This is a genomic window from Shewanella sp. HN-41 (genome assembly GCF_000217915.1).
Lineage (GTDB): Bacteria > Pseudomonadota > Gammaproteobacteria > Enterobacterales > Shewanellaceae > Shewanella.
In genome coordinates, this window is the sequence record NZ_AFOZ01000024.1 from 26,514 (window position 1) to 49,025 (window position 22,512).

At 46.3% G+C, this 22,512-nt stretch carries 17 protein-coding genes, 3 tRNA genes and 1 pseudogene; 11 read left to right on the forward strand and 10 right to left on the reverse strand.

The genetic code is table 11. The features are described from left to right. Positions 1–331: 331 nt before the first annotated feature. From SOHN41_RS09595 to SOHN41_RS09605, 3 genes are all read left to right on the forward strand, one after another. A complete protein-coding gene (locus SOHN41_RS09595) occupies positions 332–1,546 on the forward strand; it encodes a pyridoxal phosphate-dependent aminotransferase (protein WP_007648271.1) in 1,215 nt (404 codons plus the stop codon). Positions 1,547–1,751: 205 nt separating this feature from the next. Then, positions 1,752–2,339, forward strand: coding sequence for a 5'-deoxynucleotidase (gene yfbR, locus SOHN41_RS09600; RefSeq protein WP_007648273.1), 588 nt, complete (start codon positions 1,752–1,754; stop codon positions 2,337–2,339). A 25-nt stretch (positions 2,340–2,364) separates the two neighbouring features. Beyond that, the gene (locus tag SOHN41_RS09605) at positions 2,365–3,714 is read left to right on the forward strand and encodes an anti-phage deoxyguanosine triphosphatase (protein WP_007648275.1); all 1,350 of its coding nucleotides are present in this window, start codon (positions 2,365–2,367) and stop codon (positions 3,712–3,714) included. 168 nt (positions 3,715–3,882) lie between these two features. On the opposite strand, the gene SOHN41_RS09610 is transcribed toward SOHN41_RS09605, so the two are convergent. The 4 genes from SOHN41_RS09610 to zwf are packed head-to-tail and all read right to left on the reverse strand — an operon-like array spanning position 3,883 to position 8,576. Then, positions 3,883–4,524 (reverse strand): bifunctional 4-hydroxy-2-oxoglutarate aldolase/2-dehydro-3-deoxy-phosphogluconate aldolase, encoded by a 642-nt coding sequence (locus SOHN41_RS09610; protein WP_007648279.1) that lies wholly within the window; start codon positions 4,522–4,524, stop codon positions 3,883–3,885. A 20-nt stretch (positions 4,525–4,544) separates the two neighbouring features. Continuing rightward, the gene (gene edd / locus SOHN41_RS09615; RefSeq protein WP_037458680.1) at positions 4,545–6,371 is read right to left on the reverse strand and encodes a phosphogluconate dehydratase; all 1,827 of its coding nucleotides are present in this window, start codon (positions 6,369–6,371) and stop codon (positions 4,545–4,547) included. Positions 6,372–6,395: 24 nt separating this feature from the next. Next, on the reverse strand, positions 6,396–7,094 hold the full coding sequence (pgl, locus tag SOHN41_RS09620) for a 6-phosphogluconolactonase (protein ID WP_007648283.1): 699 nt from the start codon (positions 7,092–7,094) through the stop codon (positions 6,396–6,398). A 9-nt stretch (positions 7,095–7,103) separates the two neighbouring features. Continuing rightward, positions 7,104–8,576, reverse strand: a complete 1,473-nt coding sequence (gene zwf, locus SOHN41_RS09625; protein WP_007648284.1) for a glucose-6-phosphate dehydrogenase — start codon at positions 8,574–8,576, stop codon at positions 7,104–7,106. Positions 8,577–8,888: 312 nt separating this feature from the next. On the opposite strand from zwf, the gene SOHN41_RS09630 reads away from it, so the two are divergent. Next, positions 8,889–9,743, forward strand: a complete 855-nt coding sequence (locus SOHN41_RS09630) for a MurR/RpiR family transcriptional regulator (protein WP_007648285.1) — start codon at positions 8,889–8,891, stop codon at positions 9,741–9,743. 185 nt (positions 9,744–9,928) lie between these two features. Next, entirely contained in the window at positions 9,929–11,368 is a 1,440-nt protein-coding gene (gene pyk / locus SOHN41_RS09635; protein ID WP_007648286.1) for a pyruvate kinase, read from the forward strand. A 166-nt stretch (positions 11,369–11,534) separates the two neighbouring features. Here pyk and SOHN41_RS09640 read toward each other — a convergent pair. Both SOHN41_RS09640 and SOHN41_RS09645 read right to left on the reverse strand, forming a co-directional pair. Further along, positions 11,535–13,813, reverse strand: a pseudogene (locus SOHN41_RS09640) (acyl-CoA dehydrogenase). Between the two features lie 15 nt (positions 13,814–13,828). Next, positions 13,829–14,467, reverse strand: a complete 639-nt coding sequence (locus SOHN41_RS09645) for a TetR/AcrR family transcriptional regulator (RefSeq protein ID WP_007648289.1) — start codon at positions 14,465–14,467, stop codon at positions 13,829–13,831. Between the two features lie 218 nt (positions 14,468–14,685). Here SOHN41_RS09645 and SOHN41_RS09650 point away from each other — a divergent pair, with 218 nt between their 5' ends. Continuing rightward, on the forward strand, positions 14,686–16,551 hold the full coding sequence (locus SOHN41_RS09650) for a M2 family metallopeptidase (protein ID WP_007648290.1): 1,866 nt from the start codon (positions 14,686–14,688) through the stop codon (positions 16,549–16,551). 81 nt (positions 16,552–16,632) lie between these two features. Here the strand turns inward: SOHN41_RS09650 and smrA are convergent, their stop codons facing one another. Next, positions 16,633–17,223 carry a DNA endonuclease SmrA gene (smrA, locus tag SOHN41_RS09655; RefSeq protein WP_007648291.1) on the reverse strand — a complete coding sequence of 197 codons (591 nt, stop codon included), beginning with the start codon at positions 17,221–17,223 and terminating at the stop codon, positions 16,633–16,635. A 134-nt stretch (positions 17,224–17,357) separates the two neighbouring features. Between smrA and SOHN41_RS09660 the strand changes: the two genes are divergently transcribed. Together SOHN41_RS09660 and SOHN41_RS09665 are read left to right on the forward strand one after the other, a co-directional pair. Continuing rightward, the gene (locus tag SOHN41_RS09660; protein ID WP_037458673.1) at positions 17,358–17,933 is read left to right on the forward strand and encodes a hypothetical protein; all 576 of its coding nucleotides are present in this window, start codon (positions 17,358–17,360) and stop codon (positions 17,931–17,933) included. A gap of 45 nt (positions 17,934–17,978) precedes the next feature. After that, entirely contained in the window at positions 17,979–18,476 is a 498-nt protein-coding gene (locus SOHN41_RS09665) for a YchJ family protein (RefSeq protein WP_007648293.1), read from the forward strand. Positions 18,477–18,602: 126 nt separating this feature from the next. On the opposite strand, the gene SOHN41_RS09670 is transcribed toward SOHN41_RS09665, so the two are convergent. The 3 genes from SOHN41_RS09670 to SOHN41_RS09680 form a co-directional block, all read right to left on the reverse strand. Beyond that, the gene (locus tag SOHN41_RS09670) at positions 18,603–20,786 is read right to left on the reverse strand and encodes a sensor domain-containing phosphodiesterase (protein ID WP_007648294.1); all 2,184 of its coding nucleotides are present in this window, start codon (positions 20,784–20,786) and stop codon (positions 18,603–18,605) included. Positions 20,787–20,984: 198 nt separating this feature from the next. Continuing rightward, positions 20,985–21,272 carry a DUF406 family protein gene (locus tag SOHN41_RS09675; protein ID WP_007648295.1) on the reverse strand — a complete coding sequence of 96 codons (288 nt, stop codon included), beginning with the start codon at positions 21,270–21,272 and terminating at the stop codon, positions 20,985–20,987. A gap of 189 nt (positions 21,273–21,461) precedes the next feature. Then, positions 21,462–21,950, reverse strand: coding sequence for a VC2046/SO_2500 family protein (locus SOHN41_RS09680; RefSeq protein WP_007648297.1), 489 nt, complete (start codon positions 21,948–21,950; stop codon positions 21,462–21,464). A 125-nt stretch (positions 21,951–22,075) separates the two neighbouring features. On the opposite strand from SOHN41_RS09680, the gene SOHN41_RS09685 reads away from it, so the two are divergent. The 3 genes from SOHN41_RS09685 to SOHN41_RS09695 all read left to right on the forward strand — a co-directional run bounded on the left by SOHN41_RS09685 (position 22,076) and on the right by SOHN41_RS09695 (position 22,469). Continuing rightward, positions 22,076–22,160: transfer RNA gene (locus tag SOHN41_RS09685), tRNA-Tyr, on the forward strand. A 40-nt stretch (positions 22,161–22,200) separates the two neighbouring features. Beyond that, positions 22,201–22,285, forward strand: a tRNA-Tyr gene (locus SOHN41_RS09690). 99 nt (positions 22,286–22,384) lie between these two features. Beyond that, positions 22,385–22,469: transfer RNA gene (locus SOHN41_RS09695), tRNA-Tyr, on the forward strand. Positions 22,470–22,512: the final 43 nt, after the last annotated feature.

Consider the following 22,512-nt stretch of genomic DNA (forward strand, 5'->3'; position numbering starts at 1 on the left):
TCGAACAGGGCATTATCCCTATTTATTAAAAAAGTGTTAAATAAAATCAGTGGGTAAGAAGTATCAGTTCAACAACTTTACTCAAGTGCTATCTGAGTGTTTCAAGCGGATCATATGCCAGCCAACCAAAAGTCATTTAAACCTAAATTTGATTAATATTTAGAATTTTAAACTTGTACATATTTCATTAATTGACTGTTAAAGCATATTTAACTAACCCGTTTTGTAAAAAAAAGTTGTTATCTGTGCTTTAACCCTCTTCCTTAACCGATAAAATTTCGTTATGGTGCGCTAACTTAAGCCCAAATTAACTGCATGTTTCGAGGTGTAAATGCGCCCTATCATCAAATCCAATAAGCTGGATACTGTTTGCTATGACATCCGCGGCCCAGTGCATAAGGAAGCCAGACGTTTAGAGGACGAAGGTCATCGAATCCTCAAACTTAACATTGGTAATCCGGCCCCCTTCGGTTTCGAAGCGCCAGAAGAAATTGTGCGCGATGTGATCCTCAATTTACCCAGTGCCCAAGGTTACTGTGAGTCGAAAGGATTATTCTCTGCCCGTAAGGCCATAGTGCAGCATTATCAAGCCCAGGGGATTTTTGGTGTCGATATCGAAGATATCTATATAGGCAACGGCGTTTCAGAACTTATCGTGATGGCCATGCAAGGCTTACTCAATACCGATGATGAGATCTTAATCCCCTCCCCCGATTATCCCCTATGGACGGCGGCGGCTAACCTTGCGGGCGGCAAAGCCGTGCATTATCGCTGTGATGAAGAAGCGGATTGGTTCCCCGATCTTGATGACATTAGAAGCAAAATTTCCGCACGTACCCGCGGTATCGTACTGATCAATCCCAACAATCCAACCGGTGCCGTCTATAGCCGTGAATTACTGTTGCAGGTTGTCGAGCTTTGCCGCGAGCACAGTCTTATCCTATTTGCCGATGAAATTTACGACAAAATTTTATATGACGAGGCTAAACATATTCCTGCGGCGAGTCTATCAGACGATATTTTAACTGTGACCTTTAATGGTCTATCAAAAGCTTATCGCGCTGCAGGATTTCGTGTCGGTTGGATGATGCTCTCTGGCAATCTTAAGGCCGCTAAAAGTTACATCGAAGGCTTAGAGATGCTGTCCTCTATGCGCCTGTGTGCCAATGTGCCAAACCAGCATGCAATCCAAACGGCCCTAGGTGGTTACCAGAGTATTAATGAGCTGATCCTGCCAAGTGGGCGGCTGACAGTTCAAAGGGATGCCTGTTATGAGTTACTCAACCAAATTCCAGGTGTGAGTGTGAAAAAACCTAAAGGTGCACTTTATGCTTTCCCTAAATTGGATATGAAGAAATTCAATTTGCGGGATGATGAGCGTCTGGTACTGGATCTCTTAAGGGAAAAGAAAATCTTACTCGTTCAGGGGACTGCGTTTAATTGGCCTGAACCCGATCATTTACGTGTCGTATTCTTACCCTATAAGGAAGATCTCACTAAAGCGCTGACCGAGTTTGGTGCTTTCCTTGAGACCTATCAACAATAATCAGTTGGAAGCAAGATTTTGATGTGTAAAGCGATCCTTGGGATCGCTTTATTTTTGTCTTTTTCATAAAATCCCTAGGATTTGCGCTCACTTGTCATTCTTGGCTGTGATAGTCTAAAGATTAACGCTAGTCTGTGCTTATAGGCACAAGTGATTTTCATTGCAGATCATTGCGTTATCTAGTTAATTCAATAGAAGGACCACTATGAGCCACCTATTTGCCCATTTAGCTCGGATGAAACTCATTCAACGCTGGCCCTTGATGTACAATGTGCGCCCTGAGAATGTACAAGAACATTCATTACAGGTTGCTATGGTTGCCCATGCACTGGTGATCATCAGCAATAAAAAGTTCGGCACAGCGCTCGATCCTCATCAAGCCACGAGTCTGGCGATTTTTCACGATGCCAGTGAGATCCTTACGGGTGACTTACCGACACCGGTTAAATACTTCAATAAAGAAATTGAGGCTGAGTATAAAAAAATCGAGGCCATTGCCGAACAGCGTATGCTGGACATGGTACCGGAAGAGTTTAAAGAGGATTATCGCAGCCTGTTTATCAGTGATTACGCAGACCCCATTTACAAGACCATAGTGAAATCCGCCGATACCCTGTGTGCCTATCTCAAATGCCTAGAGGAAAACCGCGCCGGTAATACCGAGTTTAATACCGCCCGTAAACGCCTAGAGGCCATGCTTGCCGCCAATGTCGATCCCGCGGTGAAGTACTTTATGGATTGTTTTGTCCCAAGTTTTACCCTGAATTTAGACGAAATAAACAAGATGCTTTGATTTTCTACTGCCGTTAGGAATACATATGACTTCAAGTGTTTGGCAAGAACGCCGCCATGGTGAAGATAAACAAAGGCGCAACGATCACCGCAGCCCTTACCAAAGGGACAGGGCACGTATCCTCCACTCCGCCGCCTTTCGTCGCCTGCAAGCAAAAACCCAAGTGCTGGGCGTGGGAATGAATGACTTCTATCGCACTCGGTTAACTCACTCACTCGAAGTTTCACAAATTGGTACGGGTATCGCTGCCCAATTAATCCGTAAATATCCTGAGCATAAACAGCTATTAGACTCCATGAGCCTGCTGGAATCCTTATGTCTTGCCCACGATATTGGCCATCCGCCCTTTGGCCACGGTGGTGAAGTGGCATTGAATTACATGATGCGCGATCACGGAGGCTTCGAAGGCAATGGTCAAACCTTTCGTATTTTATCTAAGCTTGAACCCTACACCTTAGATTTTGGAATGAATCTCTGTCGCCGCACTATGCTGGGGATTTTGAAGTACCCCGCGCCGCGTTCACAACTATTTATTCCATGTGAGCATACTGCAATCACCAGCCACAGACAGCTTAAACCGTCACAATGGCCGCCCGTGAAGGGCATATTCGACGATGATAATGACATTTTTGCCTGGGTGCTTGACCCCTTATCAGAGTCGGATAGAACGCGTTTTACTTCGGCGCAGCAAAGCACTCATCCGGCCCTGCACCACTATCCTCACCTGAGAACCCAGTTTAAATCCTTCGATTGCTCGATTATGGAATTGGCGGATGATATCGCCTATGCAGTACATGATCTTGAAGATGCCATCGTTATGGGAATAGTCACATCATCCCAATGGCAGCAGGATGTTGCCCCGGCACTGACCCACAGCAATGATGCTTGGATTAGGCAAGAGTTAGCCGATATCGGCAAAAAACTGTTTTCCCATGAGCATCATCTACGTAAGGATGCCATAGGCACTTTGGTCAATGGTTTTGTCACGGCTATTATCATTACAGAAGATCCCGCTTTCGAAGAGCCTTTGCTACGCTTTAATGCCAACCTTGAACCCGAATTTGCCATTGCACTCAATGTACTCAAGCAATTGGTGTATAAATATGTAATTCGTAAGCCCGAAATGCAAATGCTCGAATACAAAGGGCAACAGATTGTGATGGGATTATTTGAGGCTTTTGCTTCCGATCCCGAACGTTTATTGCCACTGAACACCCAGGAGCGTTGGCGAGAAAGCGTGCAGTTGGGCTTAAACAGTCATAGGGTATTAGCCGACTATATTTCAGGAATGACGGATGAATTTGCGGGGCGATTATATCAGCAGTTATTTAGCCCCAAGGCGGGTTCGAATATTGAGTTGAGCAAGGAAATGTAAGCCAAAGATATTGAACTGTCCAATTTGTCCATAACGGCCAGACAATTCGTAAAAGTCTGAGCTTCTATAAAAGTCAGGCCGCTAGTACAGCGAATCTTTATCAACGGGCTAATATGAAGCATAAAAAACCACCTTGCGGTGGTTTTTTATTTTATCGCTATCAAATGTTTATAAAGCGCCGATGGCATCTTTACAAAGCTGAGTAATACGGTCCCAATCACCCTGCTCCATTGCATCCGTTGGTGCTATCCAGCTCCCGCCAATACAATCGACATTTTTCAGTGCTAAATAATCTTTATAACTGCTCGGTGTAATGCCACCTGTTGGGCAGAAGCGAATATCCGCTAATGGGCCCGAAAAGGCTTTCAGTGCATCGACGCCACCCGAGGCTTCCGCCGGGAAGAATTTAAAGTGGGTGTAACCGAGTGCCATTCCGGCCATCACCTCAGAAATACTGGCAACACCTGGAATTAAAGGGATTGGCCCCTGCATACCCGCTTTAAGCAATTCAACCGTAGCCCCCGGTGTGATAATAAACTGCGCGCCAGCGGCAATGGCTTGCTCGAGCTGGGCCTCATTTAAGATAGTACCCGCGCCGACTAAGGCTTCTGGCACTTCCTTAGCAATTTTAGTGATGGCTTCAAGGGCACATGAGGTGCGTAAAGTAACCTCTAACACACTGATCCCGCCTGCAACCAGTGCTTTGGCGAGTGGTACTGCATGCTCTATTTTGTTAATCACCATAACAGGAACAATAGGGCTGCGTTTAAAAATATCTTGCGGTTGTAATGACCAGTTATTCTCAAGCATTGCGTTATTCTTCCTTAGTTTTAATAAAGTTCATCGATGGCGTTAGTACAGCGCGCACCCGTTTCAGGACTGCTCAAGTTTGCACGCAGTGCGCTAAATAACTCACGCCCCATGCCATAACGTGAACGATGTAAATTCACCTCACCAACGGCTCTGGCGGCAAGTTCAGTCTCGGACACCAGTAGACTTAATTCACCGGTTATCGCATCGACGCGGATCAAATCGCCATCTTGTACTTTGGCAATCAAACCACCATCAAGGGCTTCTGGTGTTAAATGAATGGCGGCAGGCACTTTGCCCGATGCACCAGACATACGACCGTCGGTCATCAGTGCCACTTTAAAGCCTTTATCCTGCAACGAGCCCAAGAGTGGCGTTAGCTTATGCAGCTCAGGCATACCATTGGCTTTGGGACCTTGTCCTTTAACCACAACAACACAGTCCCTGTCTAAAGCACCGGCTTTAAATAACGCGTCAAGTTTGTTTTGATCGTCAATCACTACCGCGGGCGCTTCCACCACCCTGTGTTGGGCTTGAACCGCAGAGACTTTAATCACGGCGCGGCCCAAGTTACCCTTTAGCAGCTTTAAGCCACCGTTATTTTGGAAAGGTGAAGCTACAGACGTTAATACTTCAGCATCTAAACTCACCGTTGGCCCATCGACCCAACGCAGCTCACCATCGAGCAGTCTTGGCTCTTGGGTGTAACGGTGAAGGCCAAAGCCCGCCACGGTATTTACATCTTCGTGCAGTAAGCCTGCATCGAGCAATTCTTTAATTAAGAACGCCATACCACCTGCAGCGTGGAAATGGTTAATGTCTGCGTGGCCATTTGGGTACACTCGAGCTAGCAATGGCACTGCATCGGATAATTCGGAAAAATCATCCCAGTTAACGATGATGCCCGCCGCACGTGCTGCAGCGACTATATGCATAGTCAGGTTTGTTGAACCACCCGTAGCCAACAGCGCTACTATGCCATTGACGACGGATTTTTCATTAACAATTTCACCGATGGGGCTGTATTGACTGCCCATTTCGGTTAAACGGCACACCTGTTTGGCCGCCATTCTGTTTAAGGCTTCGCGCAGTGGGTCATCTGGATTCACAAAGGATGAGCCAGGTAATTGCAGGCCCATCACTTCAAGCATCAGCTGATTTGAGTTCGCCGTACCGTAGAAAGTACAAGTCCCCGCACTGTGGTAAGACTGAGCTTCGGCTTCAAGTAACTGTGCACGGTCCACTTTACCTTGGGCAAATTGCTGGCGAATGCGGGCCTTTTCTTTGTTTGGGATCCCGGATTTCATTGGGCCGGCCGGTACAAACAACATAGGTAAGTGACCGAAACTTAAGGCACCAATTAATAGACCGGGCACAATCTTGTCGCAGATACCGAGCAGTAAGGCACCATCAAACATATTGTGGGATAAGCCCACCGCCGTTGCCATGGCAATCACTTCGCGGCTCAATAGGCTCAATTCCATGCCGGGTTGACCTTGGGTCACACCGTCACACATCGCAGGAACACCACCCGCCACCTGTGCTACACTGCCGACTTCCTGACAGGCTTTTTTCAGCAGTTCAGGATAGCTTTCATAGGGTTGGTGTGCAGATAACATATCGTTAAATGCCGTGATTATGCCGATGTTCGCCTTAGTCAGCTGACGCAAGGCATTTTTATCATCTGGATTACAGGCGGCAAAACCGTGGGCTAAGTTACCGCAACTTAAGGAGCTGCGATGTACCCCATGGTTACGGGCATCGTTCAATGCGGCAAGATAAGCTGCGCGTGACGCTTTGCTACGGACAATAATTCTGTCGGTAACAGCTTGAACTACTGAGTGCATGATTACTGAGTGCATTGTGACTCCTTAAGCGCTCCAGAACACATCAACGGGCGTTTTACGCTGCGCGAGTACGGCTCTGATAGGCATAGCATTAACATCATCATTTTCTAAAGCTTGACGATATACGGATAATTTCTGTTCCCCGACCAAATGCAGATAAATTTGTCTGCTATTGAGAATTGCACTTTTGGACAGGGTGATCCTGCCGTGGGGAGCCGTTGTCGGGTTAGTTGCCACACACAGCGCCTGTGTCGATAACGCTTCGTTAAGTTCCGCACTGCAGGGAAACCATGAACAGGTATGGCCATCGTTCCCCATACCCAGTACGACCACATCGAAGGGACGCGGAAAGTTTGACAATAATTCTGCTGTCATATCGGCCCCCGCTTCTGCGGTCGCGAACATATTTTTCAAACCGCGGAATTTGGCATTGGCCGCTCGATTTTGCAGCAGATGTTCACGCACCAGTCGTTCGTTGGACGCACTGTCTTCGACATCGACCCAGCGCTCATCGGCAAGTGTGATGTAAACATCGCTCCAGTCAATCGACTGCATACTGAGCAATTCGAATAGCTTAAGTGGTGTTGAGCCACCGGAAACCACCAGACTCGCTTTACCGCGAACATCGACGGCTTCCTGCAACTGACTCGCAATCTTGTTCGCCAGCTGTTGCTCAAGCGCGACAGGGGTATCAAAGGATTTAAATACGGTTTCTTTTATCATCAAAGCCCCCTATTCATCCCACGAACGACCATCTTTGGTGATCAAAGCAACCGATGCCACTGGCCCCCATGTCCCCGCAGGATAAGGTTTTGGTTTTTCGTTGCTCTGTTCCCATGATTGGATAATGCCATCGACCCAAGTCCATGCCTGCTCCACTTCATCGCGGCGCACGAACAGTGCTTGGTTACCGAGCATAGCTTCGAGCAATAGACGCTCATAGGCATCGGCAATTCGTTCGTTTTTAAAGGTATCCGAGAAACTCAAATCGAGTTTGGTGGTTTGTAAACGCTGCTTCTGCTCTAGACCTGGCACCTTGTTCATCATCTGGATCTCAACTCCTTCATGGGGCTGCAGACGAATCGTCAACTTATTTGGTGGCAGATTACGATAGCTTGAGCGGTACAAGTTATGGGGTGGATTTTTAAAATACACCACAATTTCAGAACTCTTAAACGGCATGCGTTTACCGCTACGTAAATAGAAAGGCACCCCAGCCCAGCGCCAGTTGTCGATATCGACCCGCAGCGCCACAAAGGTCTCAGTGTGAGACTGTAGATTAGCGCCCTCTTCCTCTAAATAGCCTGGGACAGGGCTACCCTTCAAGAAACCGGCGCTATACTGACCGCGTACGGTATTTTCATACACATTGTCAGCATTGATGGGGCGCAGTGATTTAAGCACTTTCACTTTTTCATCGCGGATACTGTCGGCGTCTAAGTTCACGGGCGGATCCATGGCAACCAGTGTCAGCACTTGCAGTAAATGGTTTTGGATCATGTCACGCATTTGACCCGCTTTATCGAAATAACCCCAGCGGCCTTCGATACCGACTTCTTCAGCAACTGTGATCTGGACATGGTCGATCGTGCGGTTATCCCACTTGGAGGCGAACAAAGAGTTCGCAAAACGCAGCGCAATCAAATTTTGAACGGTTTCTTTACCTAAATAATGGTCGATTCGGTAAACCTGGCGTTCTTTAAAATAGGCGGAAACTTGATCGTTGATAACGTGGGAGGATGCTAAATCGGAGCCGATGGGTTTTTCGAGTACCACGCGAGAATCGCTGTGGATAAGGTTTTGTTCATGCAAACAGCGACAAATCTCACCAAAAATAGCGGGAGGCGTCGCAAAGTAGCTCACCATCACTCGCTCTTCGGGTTTGAGCAAATCATGGAAAGCACTGTAGCCTGCCGAATCCGTAAAATTAGTGCCGATATAGTGGCAGCGGGACAGAAAGCGTTGGAGTGTTGCTTCGCAAAGGGGTTCTTTGACGAAGGTGTTTAACGCAAGAATGACTAACTCTCTAAATTCATCCTGACTAAACTCATCTTTTGCGACACCGATTACTTTCGTATCTTTATCGAGAAGTTCAGCCTTATCTAACTGGTATAAAGAAGGTAACAACTTGCGTCGTGCCAAGTCGCCTTTAGTACCAAAGAGTACGAAGTCACAAGCTTTGGCGCCTGATGTTGTTTTGCCCATTGCGTTACGCTCTCCTTTGTATGTCGTGTCCCTTCATGCCGATGAAGAAATCCACACTTTTGTTGTAATATAACAACAGAATTTGTTAAATGCATCTATTTTTATCAATATTAACATTTTGGTTAACTAGGCACTTAGCGCATAAATCTGATATGCTTTTTGTGCTTAAATTACTGAAGGTAGTAAAATCTTATTTCAAAATTGTACTAAAAAATTACTACAAAGCAGCGATTTAGTGGTGTAACCATTTTGCTCTGCCCCACTAAACAAAAATAAATAAAATTACATTCTCAATTTAGCGGACGTACGCGTATGAATACCCTAGAAAAGGTTCAAAAAAGCCTCACCCATTTTAGTAAGTCAGAACGCAAGGTTGCAGAGGTGATCTTAGCATCTCCACAAACAGCGATTCATTCCAGCATCGCCACACTGGCTAAGATGGCAGATGTCAGTGAACCTACTGTGAATCGTTTCTGTCGCCGCTTAGATACCAAAGGCTTTCCTGATTTTAAGTTACATCTAGCACAAAGTCTTGCTAACGGTACACCTTATGTGAGCCGACATGTTGAAGAAGATGATTCTCCCGAGTCGTACACGACAAAAATTTTCGAATCTTCAATGGCTTCATTAGATACCGCCCGTCAAAGTTTAGATGTTTCAGCCATAAATAAAGCAGTTGATATTCTGACTCAAGCTAAAACCATTTCTTTCTTTGGCTTAGGCGCTTCCGCCTCTGTGGCCCATGATGCGCAAAATAAATTTTTCCGTTTTAATGTACCTGTCATCTGTTTTGACGATGTTCTGATGCAACGCATGAGCTGTATAAACAGCAATGAAGGTGATGTTGTGGTGCTGATTTCTCACACAGGCCGCACTAAGTCATTGATTGAAATAGCACGTTTAGCCAGAGAAAACGGCGCAGCTGTGATTGGTATTACTGCACGCAACTCACCTTTGTCTATGGAATGTACACTGCCAGTGACAATGGAGGTGCCTGAAGATACCGATATGTATTTGCCCATGGCCTCGCGTTTAGCCCAATTGGTGACTATAGATGTATTGGCAACGGGTTTTACCTTACGTCGAGGCCCACGTTTCCGTGACAATCTTAAACGTGTTAAAGAGGTGCTGAAGGAGTCTCGTATCAATAAAGATCCGATACTGTAATTCACTTCCTATCCTAAAAATGGCTAGTGCAAATCGTCCTTCTAGCCATTTTTAGTGCAAATTTCAGCGATGCCTCACAAATTTGAAACATAACTTTAGATCAATTTGATTGTAACTTTACTACATAATCTGGAATAGCATGGTAATATAGTCCCAAGATTTTTTTAACTTTAACGGAGTATCTTATGTTCCGCAGAACCAAAATCGTCACCACCCTTGGCCCCGCCACTGATCGTGATGATAATCTACGCCGCATCATCGCGGCAGGTGCAAATGTTGTACGTCTAAACTTTTCCCACGGCTCCCCTGAAGATCACCTAAAGCGCGCAACTCAAGCCCGCGAAATAGCAAAAGAGTTAGGTGTTCATGTTGCTATTCTTGGCGACTTACAGGGCCCTAAAATTCGTGTATCTACTTTCAAGGACAACAAAAAGGTCCAATTGAAATTAGGTCAAGCCTATACCTTAGATGCTGACTTAGCGAAAGGCGAAGGCGACGAGAATCAAGTGGGTATCGACTATAAGCAGTTACCTGACGATGTGAATGTCGGTGACATTCTGATGCTAGACGATGGCCGAGTGCAATTACGTGTCGAACGTGTTGAAGGCCGTAAAGTCCACACCACAGTGACAGTTGCTGGTCCTTTATCTAACAATAAAGGTATTAACAAACAAGGTGGTGGTCTTTCTGCTGCGGCGCTGACGGAAAAAGATAAGGCTGATATTCTTACGGCAGCCATGATCCAAGTCGATTACTTGGCAGTCTCTTTCCCACGCAGTGGTGCCGATCTCGACTATGCCCGTTCATTAGCACAACAAGCCGGCAGTAATGCGCTTATTGTTGCCAAAGTTGAACGTGCCGAAGCGGTTGCCAGTGACGAAGCCATGGATGATGTGATCCTCGCTTCTGACGTTGTCATGGTTGCCCGTGGCGATCTTGGGGTTGAAATCGGTGATGCGGCCCTGGTTGCAGTGCAGAAGAAGCTTATCGCCCGTTCACGTCAATTGAACAAAATCGTCATCACTGCAACGCAGATGATGGAATCGATGATTTCAAGCCCAATGCCAACCCGCGCCGAAGTGATGGATGTCGCGAACGCAGTACTCGATGGCACCGACGCCGTGATGTTATCGGCCGAAACGGCGGCGGGAGATTTCCCTGAAGAAACCGTTAAAGCCATGGCGAACGTGTGTCTAGGCGCCGAATCTCACCCTAGCGTGAAAGTATCTAAGCATAGATTAGATGCGCGGTTCACCTCGGTTGAAGAAACCATCGCATTATCGACCATGTACGCGGCAAACCACCTAGAAGGTGTTAAAGCGATTATCGCCTTAACCGAATCGGGAGCGACACCGAAACTGATGTCGCGCATCAGCTCTTCACTGCCGATCCTAGGTTTATCCCGTCATGCAACGACACTGGCTAAAATGGCGCTGTATCGTGGTGTATTACCAATTTACTTCGATTCAACTATCTATCCAGCCGATCTATTAGCGCAAAAAGCCTTAGAATCACTGACAGCTGCCGGCTATTTACAAAGCGGAGATTTAGTCTTAATGACTAAGGGCGACGCAATGGAAACTATCGGTGGCACAAACACTTGTAAAGTGCTGATCGTTGCTTAAGTTTCTTCTCGTCACTCAAGCTGACTAGAAACACAGCCAATAAAAAACCACCTGATAAAGGTGGTTTTTTATTTCTTGCATTCAGTGGCAGCGATGTCAGATGAAAATCCAAACGGCTCAATGGTACAACTTGATTAAACCGCTTGGCTCAAAGTACAGGCCATCACTATAGGGTTTCAAAGTCGTTCACGTTAATCGCCGCTAAACGTAGCTTATCGGCATGCTGCAACTTTTGCTCTTCATCGGCGGTGATGACCCCAGTTTCGAGTGCTTTTGCAAACAAGATTAGATTAGGTACTTTTGCTGGTAGCTCACCAGCACGCTGGGCTTTCTTCAGCTTTTTATAGATATCTTTACAGACATATTGCGCCACAAACGCTTGTTCAACCTCGGCAATTCCCCCGATATCGCCTTCAAACTCAGGACAGAGGAAGGTAATACGTTCACGGGCTGGCCCTGGTTTTAACATCCCCCCGACGAGTTCGGTGACCATTTTATCACTTGGTGCATTGAAGTGATTGCCGAGCGGGAAAATTAAGCCATGCAGTAACCATGCCACAGGACGATTTGGGAAATTACGGATAGTGTCTTCCAACGCTTTTGCAGCTAAGTGTAAACGGTTAGCCATGACATACCGTACTGCGGGTAAATCGTCCTGTTGACGGCCATTGTCTTCAAACAGTTTTAGGGTGGCAGAACCTAAATACAACTGGCTCAATACATCCCCCATACGGGCCGAGAGCATTTCTTTGCGCTTTAAATCGCCGCCCATGATCAGCATTGATAAATCTGTCATCAGGGCTAAGGCCGAGGATATACGTGTCATATCTTTATAGTACTGTTTTGTCTCACCGCTCACTGGCGCGCTGCCCAAACGGCTCCCCGTGAGAGCATTAAATAACGCACTGAAGGCATTACGGGTGGCATATCCCATATGCCCCATCAACAATGAATCGAACCGTTCAAGCGCTTCATGCTGATTTTCCATCGCGGCCGCTTCCATTTCGGCCAGAACATAGGGATGGCAACGAGTTGCGCCTTGTCCGAAAATCATCAAAGAACGAGTTAAAATATTCGCCCCTTCCACAGTGATTGAAATCGGGTTTGACATATAAGGGTGGCCTAAATAGTTTTTCGGCCCTAATTGAATGCCCTTACCCGATTGAATATCCATGGCATCGTTCATCACAGAACGACCTAATTCCGTCATGTGGAACTTAGCAATGGCAGTCACGACCGAAGGTTTCACCTTAAGATCGATACCAGTGGTCGTTAAACGACGCGCTGCTTCTAATTGATAAGTGTTGGCAATAATACGGGCAAGTGCTTCTTGCACCCCTTCAAATTGGCCAATTGCCATACCAAATTGGTGACGGACATAGCTATAGGCCGTTGTCGTCTTCGTCGCCATATGGCCAGAGGCCGTTGCCAGTGCAGGCAATGAAATACCTCGGCCCGCCGACAAACACTCAACTAGCATGCGCCAACCTTTACCGGCAAACTCTGGGCCACCGATAATCCAATCCAGCGGGATAAACACATCTTTACCTTGGGTGGTGCCGTTCATAAATGCCATACCCAAAGGATTATGGCGGCGACCAATGACCACGCCAGGGTGATCCGTTGGGATCAGTGCACAGGTAATGCCTAAGTTTTTCTTATCGCCGAGTAAACCTTCAGGATCGCGCATTTGGAACGCTAAACCAAGAACCGTCGCCACAGGTGCAAGCGTGATATAACGCTTATCCCAGGTGAGTTTAAGGCCGAGCATTTCTTCGCCATTGAAAGTATCACGGCACACAATCCCCACATCCGGAATAGCCCCAGCATCACTGCCCGCTTCTGGACCTGTTAACGCAAAACAAGGAATTTCATCACCTTTGGCCAAGGCAGGTAACCAACGTTCTTTCTGCTCGCTAGTCCCATAATGGGTCAATAGTTCGCCGGGGCCTAATGAGTTAGGCACCATAACAGTTACCGCGGCGCTGACACTACGGCTGGCTAATTTGCTGACAATAGTCGAGTTGGCATAGGCTGAAAATGCTTTTCCCCCAAACTTTTTAGGTATGATCAGCGCAAAGAAACCTTCTTTCTTGAAGAATTCCCATAGCTCTGGCGGTAAATCTTTACGATTATGCACTATGTCAAAATCATCGATCATCTTCAGTGCCGTCATCACTTGATTATCGATAAAGTCTTTTTCTTCGGCGCTAAGCACAGGTTTGCCATAGCTATGCAGCGTATTCCAATTAGGGTTACCGCGGAATAACTCCCCTTCCCACCACACATCACCCGCTTCCATCGCCTCACGCTCAGTATCGGATAATGGCGGTAATACTTTTTGAAAAAATGAAATACGGGCTGGGTAATAAATTGCTTTCTGATATTTTTGACCGCAAACAACAGGACAACGGCTATCAGGGCAAGGATTATAATCGTTAACATAATCAAGACCTTTTATTAGGATACAACGGGGACTGAAACACCAGCCGCCATGTAGGGAATGACTTTGCGGATAACGGCTTCAATGTCGTTATGCTCACCAAACTCCGCCGCAGCAATATCGTTTAAGGCATCTGCAGAGGCCATAGTGAACACGATAGTGCCTAGGGTAAAGTGTAAGCGCCAGAACATCTCTGCGGGTGGAATATGGGGCGCACTGGCCGAAACAGCCCTGACAAAGGTATCCAAATGTTGCCCATAATGGGTGGTGATAAACCAACGCAAGTGCCCTTGGCTTTCGATATAACCTCGGCCTAAAAGCTGTAGGAAAATCGTGGTGCCTTCAGTACGTAACTTATTGAGCTCTAAAAGCGGATTGACTAAAGAAGAGAAGATCTCTTCTAGACTGGCCTGTGAAGAGGCCGCATTTAATCGCTTTATTTCAGCCGCAGCAGCAGGCATAAACACATCTAAATAACGAGCTAACACAGCACGGATCAGCTCTTTTTTAGAGCCAAAGTGATAATTAACCGATGCCAGATTCACCTCTGCTTTGCTAGTGATGAGTCGCAGGGAGGTTTCGGAAAAGCCCCTTTCGGCGAACAGTTTTTCTGCGGCATCAAGAATTCTCGTTTTTGTATCGGATCGACTTGCCATTCCGTGACCTTGAATTAATTTAAAACACTCGTTTAAATTAAACATTGGCACTCAGGATGTCAAACTAAAAATGGCCAAATACACTGCTTTAGCGACGATAATGCCAACAAAATATTAACTCATGACCACAAACAACAAAGAAAGCCATTTAGCCTTGTGCAAAAAACGCCTTTGTTAGGTAAAATGCATAACACAAAAACAACAAAGGATTGCAAAATATGGCTATTCTATTGAATCGTCCCTCAAAAATCGCCTTCACTGTCGCGTTAGCGCTGGGATTAACCGCATGTAATGACGCGCAAGACAAAACCGAAAACACGGTTTCTTCGCAAACTACGACGATAAATACTGTGCCAGATAAGGCGCAGGCCATTGCATTTATTACAGATGCCGAAGCACAAATGGCACAGTTATCCATAGAATCCAACCGGGCCGAGTGGATTTACAGCAATTTTATTACCGATGATACTGCGGCACTATCCGCCGCCGTTGGTGAGAAAATCAGTGCGGCATCGGTAAAATATGCAACCGAGGCGGCTAAGTACGCCAATGTGGATCTCGATCCCGTGAATGCCCGTAAGCTCAACATACTGCGTAGCGCCTTAGTATTACCCGCGCCGCTCGATCCAACGAAAAATGCCGAGCTTGCCCAGATAAGCTCAGAGTTAAATGGCTTATACGGCAAAGGAAAATACTGTTTTGCCGATGGTAAGTGCATGACTCAACCTGAGCTTTCGACTCTGATGGCCGAATCCCGCGATCCCGCCAAACTGTTAGAAGCATGGAAAGGCTGGCGTGAAATCGCCAAACCTATGCGCCCGCTATTCCAGCGGGAAGTCGAATTAGCCAATGAAGGCGCCAAGGACCTCGGCTATGCAAATTTATCCGAGTTATGGCGCAGCCAATATGATATGAAACCCGATGATTTTTCACAGGAACTCGATCGTTTATGGGGACAAGTAAAACCCCTTTATGAGTCATTACATTGTTATGTGAGGGGTGAACTCAACCGAGAATATGGTGATGCCATCGCCCCAACGACGGGCCCGATCCCCGCACACTTACTCGGTAATATGTGGGCCCAGCAATGGGGCAACGTATACGACTTAGTCGCACCTGATAATGCCGATCCGGGTTACGATGTTACCGAACTCTTAGAAGAAAAAGGCTATGATGAGCACAAGATGGTGAAGCAAGCAGAAAGCTTTTTCACTTCCTTAGGTTTTGCCGAATTACCTGAAAGCTTCTGGGCCCGTTCTTTATTTGTTCAGCCAAAAGATCGTGATGTGGTTTGCCATGCCTCGGCCTGGGATCTGGATAATCTCGACGATATCCGCATTAAAATGTGTATCCAGAAAACCGCTGAAGATTTTACCGTTATTCACCATGAGCTGGGACATAATTTCTATCAACGTGCCTATAAACTACAACCATTCCTGTTTAAAAACAGTGCTAACGATGGTTTCCATGAGGCCATTGGCGATACTATCGCTCTCTCCATCACTCCGAATTACTTAAAGCAAATTGGTTTGTTAGAAGATGTGCCCGATGCCTCTAAGGATATTGGTCTCTTGCTGAAACAAGCCTTAGATAAAATTGCCTTTCTCCCCTTTGGTTTAATGATCGATCAATGGCGCTGGAAGGTCTTTAATGGTGAAATCACACCGGCGCAATATAACCAAGCTTGGTGGGATTTAAGGGAGAAATACCAAGGCGTTAAAGCACCAATGGCGCGTAGCGAAGCAGATTTTGATCCGGGTGCGAAATACCATGTGCCAGGCAATGTACCTTACACTCGTTACTTCCTTGCCCACATTTTGCAGTTCCAGTTCCACCAAGCATTATGCGAAACCGCAGGCGATAAAGGGCCAGTTCATAGATGCAGTATTTATGGCAATCAAGCGGCCGGTGAAAAGCTCAATAAAATGTTAGAGCTAGGCTCGAGCCAGCCCTGGCCTGTTGCCTTGAAAGAAGTCACAGGTAAAGACGCTATGGATGCAAAAGCCGTACTGGACTATTTTGCGCCACTGAAAATATGGCTTGATGAGCAGAATACCGCCGCTAATCGTCAATGCGGTTGGTAGTTTAGCCGTCAACTTGTGATACATGAAATAAAAATGCCCAATCGATTTGGGCATTTTTATTTTCCACTTAACCGAAACCTCTTAACGCCAGCCCATTCCCTTGCGGTTAGCTTCTTTATTTGCAAGCTTTAGTTGCTCCGATTTCGTTAGCATCACATACAGCGCCCCAGTTCCGCCCTGCTCGGTTTTCGCCGAATGATAGGCAAGCACCATATCAAGCTGAGATAACCAATGACATACCGCGGATTTCAGCAGTCCAGCGACGGGTTTACTATTATGGCCTTTACCATGAATGAGCATGACGCAGCGTTCGCCATGGGCCTGTGCCGCTAACAAATAGTTCAGCACGGCATCACGGGCTTGGTTGAGGCGATAAGCATGCACGTCCAATTCCATCTTAATACTATATTGTCCAAGCCTGAGTCGTTTAAAAACAGCGCCTTGAACGCCCTCACGTTTAAAACTGACGACATCGTCTGGGGTGAGAACGGGAATAAGGCTTAAGTCCAATGGCATACAGGCCAAATAGGCTTCACGCTCTAAGGCATCACGCCGCTGTAATTGCTCAGTTGTCAGTGCCGTTGGCCGTAAATTAACGGCACGTGCATCACCTTTTAATGGCATCACTCCCGCCATTTCTTCAAAAAACAGTGCTGCTCCGTCATCCAGCATGGCATGCTCCTTTCACTACTTTAGTATTACTGCACATTTTTAGTGCAAAAACACACTTTGTAAACATTCAACACTTTAGTTCGGTGGGCGCCTCCATTATAGTGGCGCCATGATTGCTTGATTAGAATAATGTAATGAGATTTTTGCTGCTAGTCCTGATATGCCTATTGTCGACCCCGAGTTTCGCCAATCCAGCTAAAACCCAAGCGACTGCAACGGCGGATCAGCTGATTAATGCCAATTATTCACTCTTTACAAAATCCTTTACCGAACTCGCCCCGGAAGTCACTGGCGAGATTTACACTGAAGATGCCAGTTATCTCTCTGAAAGCCAAAGTAAAGAGATCTATTATGGCCGTGACAGCATTGTGGCTATTTATCAAAAGTTTTTCGATAAAATTCGCACTAAGAAAGCACGAATTGATATCGATTTTCGCATACTAAAACGTAAAATGGTCGGTAGCAGTGCCATAGATACTGGCTATTATTTAGTGCGATTCTACCCCGCAGAAGAAACGGGTGAGCCTGTGAGTGAATTTGCAGGCAAATTTGTTATTGGCACTCAAAAAGTGTCTTCGACTCGCTGGAGTGTGACCTTAGATATGAATAACCGTGCAGAACCTAGCTTTTATCTCAATGCTAAGCCAGTGCCTAACTTATACTATGGTCGTCAGTTCTCACCTTTGCCTGACAGCAAAAAGACAAAATAGACTAACCTCATTATTTTATAGCTAATTTTTTGAATTTTAACACCCATGAATCCAGATACTTTCTGCCCCTGCGGCAGTGCACAATACTATCAAGATTGCTGTAAACCACTGCATATTCATGTGGATTTGGGGGACCGTATAGCGGATTCTCCCGAGCAACTTATGCGTTCACGTTACAGTGCGTTTGTATTGAAAAATTTTGATTACATCATTAAAACTCACCACCCCGATTTTCTTGGTGATTTGACCCTAGCGGGTCTTCATCGCGGGCCTCACCCCCACTGGCTCGGGCTCGATGTACTCGATTCAAGCGAAAAACTCGCCATCGCAGGGCACAGGGAGGGGACGGTAACCTTTAAGGCTTGGTACAAGCTAGAGGGGGAGATAGATGCTATCTATGAATGCTCGGAGTTTATCCATCAACAGGGGCGCTGGTATTACACCCACGGCCGACAGATGACGGCTAAATTACCTAGTAGAAATGATCCCTGTGTTTGTCATAGTGGTAAAAAATTTAAGCAATGCTGCTTAAAGACGCTCTGAAAACAGCAGTAGCTTAAACCCATCATAAAACCCTAAATGCGGACAATCGCATAATGCCCTGCATATTGAAAATGTTATGACTCGGAGAATAATCTCTAATACTAAAGGCAGTGTTGCAGCAAATAATTAGTGCGTTACCATAGGCGTGCTTTGCGCCGACAATAAAAACTGTGCAAATTCAGGCTCTCGCAGTGCAGGACTATACAAATAACCCTGTGCTTGATGACAGAAACTCTTCGTCAAAAAGTCCTCCTGCTCTGCTGTTTCAACACCCTCCGCCGTTAACGAAATATTCAATGCACTCGCCATAGCAATAATCGCGGACACAATTTCACGGCTCTCGCGACTTATCGTCAGATCGGATATAAAGGAGCGGTCTATTTTCAGCTTACTGATCGGGAACTGTTTTAAGTAACGCATCGAACTGTAGCCAGTGCCAAAATCGTCGATAGCCAACCCAACACCTAACTCGGCTAACTCTTGGCACAGTATAGTTGCATGGCGAATATCGCCCATTAACTCTGTTTCAGTAATTTCGAGGATCAAGGTTTTGGGCTTCAAGCGATAGCGAGTCAGCAATTGCCATACCTGCTCATACAAATTGCCGCTAAAAAATTGCCGCGCTGACACATTCACATGCATGCTCAAATCGGGATTATGGTGTTGCCAAAGATTTAGCTGCCGACAAGCCGCCTCAAGCACCCAGCTACCAATCGCATTGATCATCCCCGATTGCTCGGCGATATCGATAAATGCACCAGGGTAAAGCACCCCTTTTTTCGGGTGATGCCAACGGATCAACGCCTCGGCACCTATGTAGGTTTGCTGCTCAAGATCCCTTAGCGGTTGGTAGTAGAGTTCAAACTGCCGCCCACGAATGGCACTGTGCAGATCGCGCTCAATTTGTGCATCTTCCTTAAAAGCACTCAGTAATGTGCTGTTAAATACTTGTATTGCGGTGCCCTTTTTCTTTTTCGCATATTGCACTGCAATATCTGCGCAGGTCAAAGGTGCGAATAAATTAGCAACTGAGGCGATATCGACCACGGCTAAGGCGGGTTTAGGCTCTATTTGCTCACGGCCGATCAGTATAGGCATGGCTAAATGTTGATACAAACGCGTGCTGAAATAGTCGAGATCATAGACGGCGTGGCTGTCCGTGAGCAGCACGGCAAATTCATCGCTCCCGACTCGGGCAATTTCAGTGGCTTTATTGACCTCAGAAAAATGTTTTAAGCGTCGCCCGATTTCAATTAATAGACTGTCACCATTCTCATGACCATAGGTATCGTTAAAACGCTTAAACCCAACCAGATCGACAAGGAGCAGCAGCCCCTGCGTCGTGCGTTCTAACACTCGATTGAAATGGCTACGATTATGGAGTCCCGTCAAACTACAGCGCCACGCTAAGCGCTCGAGCTCCGCCTTATAATTGTGTTCATCGGTACTTTCTTCCCCCGACACTAAGGCATAATGGTTACCGCGGTCGGTGATAAACTGGCTAACAACAAATTTAAGCCAATAACGGCTGCCGTCGACACGGCTAAACTGCACTTCACCCTTGGCCTGCTCCCCACGGTAAATTTGTGCAAGAGTATGCTCTGCTAGTTCACTGTGTTGCTTGAATAACGCGAGTTCCCGCAGATTCGAACCTATACTGTTATCCCGCAAGACACCGGTAATATCTGCGTGGGCTTGGTTCACATACTCGACCTTTTCCGTATGCAGATTAATCAACATACTCATTTGCCGAGATTGCTCGGTTGCACAGCGAAAGAGACTAAGCCGCTCTTCTTTATCATAGGTATATTTAGTGGCTAAGGTGAGGGCTAATTGATCGGCCATTTGGCAAGCGAGGTGAATTTCACTATCGTGCCAATGGTGGGTCACGTGGGCGCGTTCAATGCAGAGTATGCCTTCAAGACGGCCATTAATGCGGATACCAACATCGAGGCTAGAGAGCACTTGCCTTGGATGAAAATAAACCCCAGTCAACTCACTTAACCGAGGGTCGACTAAGGTATTACCTGCATCAATATGACGGTGGTTTTTGAGCTCCTGCAGATAATGGGGAAAATCCTTGAGCAATCTAGGTCTATGTACCTCTTGCAACATCATAGAACCAAATTGTGCGACCAAAGATTGGGTCTGCTGATCGGCGGAAAATATCCATACCGATACCAAGGAAACCGCTAAATTCTGGCACAACAATTCTGTCGCTAACTCTGCGGTCTTCGTAAAATCGCCCTGCTGCTTAGCCGTCGAATGTACTAAAGACTCCAATAAATGCTGATGTTGACGTCGCTTCACGCTGGTCCCTACAAAACTTCGTGTTGGGTAACTACTGTACTGCTGCGACTAATGCACTCTATCAGAGAAAGCGCATTAATTGAGCCAATATGTGCTTATTTTTGTCGGAGCAGATTACACTATCTTCATTCAACACAGCAATATCGAGCATATTTAATTACAAATTAAATCACTATTGCATCAGAGCGATATAAGCAACTACAGACTATTTTCTAGTTGAAAAATCATCTTTTCAGCACTGACATCAAAGGTTAACTGTAAACTCACTCCGGACTCAGTCGGCACACTCTTTGCCAAGGTTTGGCTAAAACGCGCCTTGGCTCGTTCGCTCATCGCATCGGCATCGTTTTGCGCGTTAACGCCGTTAAAATGCAATTCTAGCAGGGTATCGTGTTCATCGATGACGGCGCCTATATCGACAAAGCTACCGCAATCTGTACATGTGTCATTCACTGTGTGGGCCTGCGCCGCAATAATACCTTTCATTAAACATTCCTCTCTTGAGCCATAATGTACACCCTATGCTAAGTCACCTATCCGTTTGGGTGTTCTAGGCAGCGAGTGCGGGATAATTTGCCCATTATTATAGGCAATCCAGACTGAACAGACTTAGGTTTAGCTCACGCTTGTCCGATGGTTTATGTCATCGATAATGATTTATAGTGAATTTATCCCTCAAGCTGTGGCTAATAGGGGCACTAAATTGCGTTGGATCGCTAATTGATCGGCAAAATGCATAATATCAATCTTAGGGGATGTGAGTTGCCCACGTTGGCGTAATTGAGTGGTCAAGTCGCAGTTACTGAGCACTTCGGCCATTGCCATCGATTCTCCACCACGGATAACCAACGCCTCTGGGCATATCGCCTGTTGCAATTGAAATGCCCTCGCCCCAGCTTGATTAAACATCGGGCTATTATCGACTATGGGTTCGCCTAGGGATAAATCCGCCAGTAAAGGCTGCTTGGGTGGTAGCTCGAATTGGCGTTGTAATTTCTGTGCACTATCAAGCTCTTTTTGCCATTGAAACTGCGCCATGTCCCGAGCGTCGGCCGACAATAGGGACAACAACAGGGCAAACTCTCCTCGCCTGTTGTGTTCTATCGCCGCATTTAAGCGGGTGCCAATTTGGGCTTCGTTGACTAAAGGAACATCAATATGCATAAAAAAACATCATTAAAACAATTCGTTGTTAGTTAATCGACCAGTTGAGACATAACTTTAGGAAAATTTTTATCTTGGCTCTTTACATGCAAAAGGTTTCTGACTACTATGGCGGCCGCAATTGAGGAGGGGTTCCCGAGTGGCCAAAGGGATCAGACTGTAAATCTGACGGCTCCGCCTTCGAAGGTTCGAATCCTTCTCCCTCCACCATTTGCACTGAAGTAAGCACAACAACAATTGAGATATTCGTGGAGGGGTTCCCGAGTGGCCAAAGGGATCAGACTGTAAATCTGACGGCTCCGCCTTCGAAGGTTCGAATCCTTCTCCCTCCACCATCTTGTCCCAATCGTCAGCTGTGACTTTAGTCTCTTAGTTAATCTGCTGTAAGCTTAAACTCGGCCAAATGTTTAAGTATTTGTAAAAGAAAGTTTTGTGGAGGGGTTCCCGAGTGGCCAAAGGGATCAGACTGTAAATCTGACGGCTCCGCCTTCGAAGGTTCGAATCCTTCTCCCTCCACCATTTCTTACTTTAGTGTGAATATACTTCCCTCTTTAGTTTGTCT

Excerpts from the sequence above, each read along its gene's own strand:
- SOHN41_RS09650 (WP_007648290.1), top strand. The coding sequence starts at position 14,686 with ATGGCTATTCTATTGAATCGTCCCTCAAAAATCGCCTTCACTGTCGCG.
- pyk (WP_007648286.1), top strand. The coding sequence starts at position 9,929 with ATGTTCCGCAGAACCAAAATCGTCACCACCCTTGGCCCCGCCACTGAT.
- edd (WP_037458680.1), bottom strand. The coding sequence starts at position 6,371 with ATGCACTCAGTAGTTCAAGCTGTTACCGACAGAATTATTGTCCGTAGC.
- yfbR (WP_007648273.1), top strand. The coding sequence starts at position 1,752 with ATGAGCCACCTATTTGCCCATTTAGCTCGGATGAAACTCATTCAACGC.
- SOHN41_RS09630 (WP_007648285.1), top strand. The coding sequence starts at position 8,889 with ATGAATACCCTAGAAAAGGTTCAAAAAAGCCTCACCCATTTTAGTAAG.
- SOHN41_RS09605 (WP_007648275.1), top strand. The coding sequence starts at position 2,365 with ATGACTTCAAGTGTTTGGCAAGAACGCCGCCATGGTGAAGATAAACAA.
- SOHN41_RS09665 (WP_007648293.1), top strand. The coding sequence starts at position 17,979 with ATGAATCCAGATACTTTCTGCCCCTGCGGCAGTGCACAATACTATCAA.
- zwf (WP_007648284.1), bottom strand. The coding sequence starts at position 8,576 with ATGGGCAAAACAACATCAGGCGCCAAAGCTTGTGACTTCGTACTCTTT.
- SOHN41_RS09675 (WP_007648295.1), bottom strand. The coding sequence starts at position 21,272 with ATGAAAGGTATTATTGCGGCGCAGGCCCACACAGTGAATGACACATGT.
- smrA (WP_007648291.1), bottom strand. The coding sequence starts at position 17,223 with ATGCTGGATGACGGAGCAGCACTGTTTTTTGAAGAAATGGCGGGAGTG.
- SOHN41_RS09610 (WP_007648279.1), bottom strand. The coding sequence starts at position 4,524 with ATGCTTGAGAATAACTGGTCATTACAACCGCAAGATATTTTTAAACGC.
- SOHN41_RS09680 (WP_007648297.1), bottom strand. The coding sequence starts at position 21,950 with ATGCATATTGATGTTCCTTTAGTCAACGAAGCCCAAATTGGCACCCGC.
- SOHN41_RS09595 (WP_007648271.1), top strand. The coding sequence starts at position 332 with ATGCGCCCTATCATCAAATCCAATAAGCTGGATACTGTTTGCTATGAC.
- SOHN41_RS09660 (WP_037458673.1), top strand. The coding sequence starts at position 17,358 with ATGAGATTTTTGCTGCTAGTCCTGATATGCCTATTGTCGACCCCGAGT.
- pgl (WP_007648283.1), bottom strand. The coding sequence starts at position 7,094 with ATGATAAAAGAAACCGTATTTAAATCCTTTGATACCCCTGTCGCGCTT.
- SOHN41_RS09645 (WP_007648289.1), bottom strand. The coding sequence starts at position 14,467 with ATGGCAAGTCGATCCGATACAAAAACGAGAATTCTTGATGCCGCAGAA.